This window comes from Amphibacillus indicireducens (assembly GCF_039539605.1).
In the GTDB taxonomy this organism is placed as follows: Bacteria; Bacillota; Bacilli; order Bacillales; family Amphibacillaceae; genus Amphibacillus; species Amphibacillus indicireducens.
In genome coordinates this window covers 1-4,796 of sequence record NZ_BAABDL010000070.1, presented here as the reverse complement: position 1 = coordinate 4,796, position 4,796 = coordinate 1, and the positions used below count along the sequence as shown (strand labels likewise).

Below are 4,796 nucleotides of genomic sequence, written 5' to 3'. Positions count from 1 at the left end.
TCCTTAAATATGATAATTAGATTTTAACACAAAGTTATCCACAACTAACGAATTTTATAATTTCCTAAACAATTAAAAAAACGCAATTCACCTAGTTCAGGTAATCACGTTTTATGACCATAGCTACTGTAACAAATCAAAATTATTTCATATGCTATCTATTAAGTTTTGTAACAAATAGAGGCATTTTTCAATCGAAACACTTAATCTCTCAACAACTTTTCCAACCCTAAATATCCACTTATCCCCGCAATCGCACCTGTCGAATCAATCACGACATCCATCACTTGCCCAGCTCTTCCAGGAACAAATAGTTGATGGACTTCATCTGATATCGCAAATAGAACACAGATTGCCAAGCCAATAAAAATGCTCCTTAGACTCATCATTCTACTAGTTTTTAAAGCATTGATAACTAATATACCTAGGATAAAATAAGCAATAAAATGAGCGCTCTTTCGAATGATAAAATGAAAATGATCTGGATCAATTCTCAGACCCACTATTACCCTGTCAATCAAGACAAGAATTCTTTCCATAATCCCCGAACTTAAATTAGCTGATTCGACAGCAGGTTGGTGGGAAAGATAAAAAATCAAACCCATCCATAATAAGACCAGTAACCATGAGATTGCTTTTCTCCACATTGATTAAACACATCCGTTTCCGCCATTCATTGTCACGTTAACTATCATCAAGTTTTTAAAAGATTAATCATCTATTGCCATGTTACTGTATTTTATTGATGAATATCAATCGTTGAGTCACTTAGTACTTTTTCTAACTCTACTTTGTCATTATAAGTTCCAAATTTAATATCTAAATTCGTTTGACAATATTCACCGTCTAGTTGCTCCTCTAAATAAGGTTCGTTAACAGCCGTTTGTATTTGTCAATTCAAAAGTGAACCATTTGTTAACTTACTTATCTTGAAACGACAATAAATGTGATAAAAAACAACCGTCACAAATGTTCTGAACGGTTGTCTGCTTCAATATTTTCTTTTGTGATACAACTAACCGCCCTCTACTTCTTGTTATAGTTGTTGCTTTAACTTTTCAATTTCTACAATATCAAGCTTTGTAACTTCAGCAATAAAATCCACATCCACATTTTTTTCAAGCATTTGTATAGCTATTTCCCTCGTCCGGATTTCTTTGCCAATTTCCTTCCCCTTCTCCTCATAAGAAATTGGAATTTCAAATATTTTATTTGCTTCGGGCAACTTATCTATTTCTCTCATTAATTGTTCCTCCTCTACTTCAGTTAATTTCAAATAAGACTCGAAAAATCCGTAAATCAGTCTCTGTTTAGCAGGGTTCAGATTCATTCTAATGATCATCCGAAGAAATTCCTTCTTCACTTGCACACGTTCCTTTTTGGTATAACCCATTTCACTCAGTAATGCAGCAGCCACAGGGTTATCGGAACCAATATAATCGCGCCAATTCTTCTTTCTCAGATGCAAGGTCAAATAATTAAACGTGATCACATGGAAAAAAGGGAATGCCAACGTATATTGATTTTCTTCCCAATCATCATCATAACTCAATACAGCGATTGGAATAATTGGCTTTCGGTACTTGTTATGCAACATACTAAAATAATGATACATCCGTTCATTAAAATTTGTCTGCTTATAACTCTGTGGTTCAACATGAACAATGACGACGACATCTGTTTCTTTCAGTTTTGCCTCGATGACAATATCCAACCTTCTCGCTTCTCCATCAGTCATACTTGTAAAAACTTCCTCTGATAAAGGCCTAATTTGTTGAAAATTCAAGTTGTTATGAATGTCAGGGAAAAATACTTCAAGAAACTCTTCAAAAAAGGTATCAATTAATTCTTTGTACAGTTGATCGTGTTTTGTGTAGGAAGACTCTAGAGGGTTTTCTTTGATAAGTGTTGGCATGACTGCCATTTGATCACATCCTTGTTCAATTATAATGCAGTGAACTAAGTTGTGGATTCTGTTATAAATATAACACCTGGTGCAGATATCAACAAGCTATTTTGTGTAAAATTGAACGCAGATATTTATTAAAATTTCCATGTTCAATCTAAGGGGGGACTCACTGTTGTATTCTAATACAGTTCTCGCATATCCTCACCACATGCCTGGTATGAACCACACAATTCTGTTTATCACTAATTATTACTCTACGTTACTAAATTGCTTGGCGATTTCTTGTTCTAATTTTAATTTCAAGACTGGTCCGATTGCTTCTCCTAACATTTTTTGTAACAATGGATTTTCAAATTGTTTTGCTGTTAAATCTGTTTTCATTTTCTCTTCATGAAGTTGTGCTTCAGCTAGTGCCTGTTCCTTTATCTTGTCTAACTCATTATCTGCTTGAATTTTAATTGATTCAATCTCAGCCTTACTTTTTTCTTTAGCTAAAACTAAATCTGATTCTGATTTTTTTACTGCACTTTTATATGACCAGATTCCAGAAATAATTGAACCTAAAATTGCTATTAATCCTAATATAACATTTTCCATCATAAACTATCGACCCTTTCTTTTTTAAGTTTAATTATGTCCACTGAAATGACAACCTGAATTCCTTGCAAAATCACAATGTAAATCACTCTTCAATTTCACTACTCATTACTTGGTAATAAAGGTAATCTCCTCCAGTTGATCCTGTGCTTTCGTTATCAATCCTTCACTATTCATGTATATAATCCTGAGATACTGATTATATTGAATTGTTTTCTCTACAATTAACCACACAAGTGTTCCCCTCCTAAATAAATTATACCGAATGTGCGTTCGTGTGTAAAGGATGTTTTTAAATAATTATTAATAACCTTAATATGTACTACTAGTACTCTATTTTTGGTATCTAAGAATTGTACACACAATATGCGAACAATGCCCACTTTATAACTAATTACTACTATATTAAATAGAATAAAAAACCTCCCCGCTTAAAATCATTAACAAGGAAGGTTTTCATCACATATCTAAAAATTATTGATATTCGTTTATTGTTTCTATTTAATTATCATGAAGATTTCGGCATCTTTTTACGTATGATAACAGCCAAGATTGATCAAACTATTAATAGAGCGAAGCCTACTAACATCATATTAAACTTATTTGTAGCTGTGCCAGAAAACGTATCTGAACTACCAGTCTCTGTTGGATCAAGGGTCCGATTATTTCAGTCACTATCAAATGAAATAATCCATTGAATCGCTACCTTTAACCTGAATTACCCCATCATACACGAATGGCCCTAGGTCGCATTTCCCAATCCTGCAGCTCAGGTGACCAAAACCTTGCCCATTCTTTCATTGTTTCATAGTCCGGATGATCAGGATTCAGCATAATCTCACGGAACTCAACAAATCCTCCAACACCACCAACATCTTCAGGCGGCGTTTGACCACTCGCTTCAAGCAAATAAGGTGATTCCTGATCGTAATTTTCGATCACACGCAAAAGCTCAATCTCATGCTCCCAGTTATCCCCCAAATCATACGTATAAACCATCGTCCCATGCTCTGGCATAAAGTCAGCTAAAACACGACCCTCGATTAAAACAATCTCTTCATCACCTGGCCAATACTCATCAAGCGGCTCCGTTAAGACCGTTGTTCGCTCACTCTTCTCATCAAAAAAAGTAAAATCATATAAGTGGTAATTCCTCCAACCAAACACAGACTGCAACACCTCATGCAGCCTCGTAAATTCTAAACCAGCAGGCACAATGATTCTCCGCTCTGCTTGATACACATCTAAATCAAGCGTCACCATTAATTCAAAAGCACGATATTTGTAAGCCTGCTTTCCAGTCAGTTCAGTTAAAGCAGTCACCATTTTCTCATAAGGCATAAATCCATCATCAAACTTACCTGAATAGTTAACAAGACCATAATTAATTGACGCACCTACTGTATCACGGAACATCTTCGCAATCCCATTATACTCATGGCCAATATACACTGAAGTATCCAACCCCGCTCTTGTTACCCATGCAGCTGCCTTTCGATTACTATTACGAGTAAACGTCACATCACCACACAAACTCATATACTCCTCAACTATCTCAGGGTTTATATTCATATACAACAACGTATTAGCAATCGCCTGTTTGATCATTTCTGGCATACCCTTCAGATCTTTTCGTTTAACCTGATAAACCGCCACAGTGAACCGAGTCGCATGATTCACCAACACAAGCAAATCCTCCGCCCTCCGATTATCCCAGACTGTCGTCCAATTTGCCGTCCAAGTAAACAGTGGATTTTGCTCGTCATTAACAGGCTCTAACTCAACCCCCATCGCCTTCGCTAATTTCCCAGTCAATGCTATCTGCATTACCCATCACCCTTTCACATCTATTAAATGATTATTCGTTAAAAATTCACCTACGAGAATCTGGCGATCATGAAAAAATTGCAAGTCACGCCAAGTGAGAGCATATTTTCAAATTAATTTTTAGGATAAACATCCTTGAAAATAGTTTAACACAAAATAAACATCAAATTTGCATGAACACCAAAAAACAGCCTCAATTTGCAAACTTACAAATCGAAGCTGATAAATTAATTACAAATGGGAAGACAAATTATCAAATAGTCCTGGCAGATAATCTGTACTGTCAACATAAATCATATTAATTTATTATAAAATCAATCAATGTAGATAAAACTGTTTTCTCATTATAATTAAATAATTTTTAAAGGTTTGCGCAAGTAATATATATGCAGTCAAGTCCATAATTTTGTGTAAAATACAATACAATGTTTTACATGACTTAGTTATTTGAATTAATATTACA

General features: G+C 34.8%; 5 protein-coding genes. All 5 read right to left on the bottom strand.

Annotated features, from left to right (window positions below; genetic code table 11):
- Nucleotides 1–203: 203 nt before the first annotated feature.
- The 5 genes from ABD814_RS06565 to ABD814_RS06545 all read right to left on the bottom strand — a co-directional run bounded on the left by ABD814_RS06565 (nucleotide 204) and on the right by ABD814_RS06545 (nucleotide 4,333).
- A complete protein-coding gene (locus ABD814_RS06565; RefSeq protein ID WP_344911519.1) occupies nucleotides 204–647 on the bottom strand; it encodes a VanZ family protein in 444 nt (147 codons plus the stop codon).
- Between the two features lie 389 nt (nucleotides 648–1,036).
- Nucleotides 1,037–1,924: an RpnC/YadD family protein gene (locus ABD814_RS06560; protein WP_344911517.1), complete on the bottom strand. Its 888-nt coding sequence runs from the start codon at nucleotides 1,922–1,924 to the stop codon at nucleotides 1,037–1,039.
- A gap of 234 nt (nucleotides 1,925–2,158) precedes the next feature.
- Entirely contained in the window at nucleotides 2,159–2,509 is a 351-nt protein-coding gene (locus ABD814_RS06555; RefSeq protein WP_344911516.1) for a hypothetical protein, read from the bottom strand.
- Between the two features lie 105 nt (nucleotides 2,510–2,614).
- A complete protein-coding gene (locus tag ABD814_RS06550) occupies nucleotides 2,615–2,740 on the bottom strand; it encodes a hypothetical protein (RefSeq protein ID WP_344911514.1) in 126 nt (41 codons plus the stop codon).
- Between the two features lie 492 nt (nucleotides 2,741–3,232).
- Nucleotides 3,233–4,333: a plasmid pRiA4b ORF-3 family protein gene (locus ABD814_RS06545; protein ID WP_344911512.1), complete on the bottom strand. Its 1,101-nt coding sequence runs from the start codon at nucleotides 4,331–4,333 to the stop codon at nucleotides 3,233–3,235.
- Between the last annotated feature and the right edge of the window lie 463 nt (nucleotides 4,334–4,796).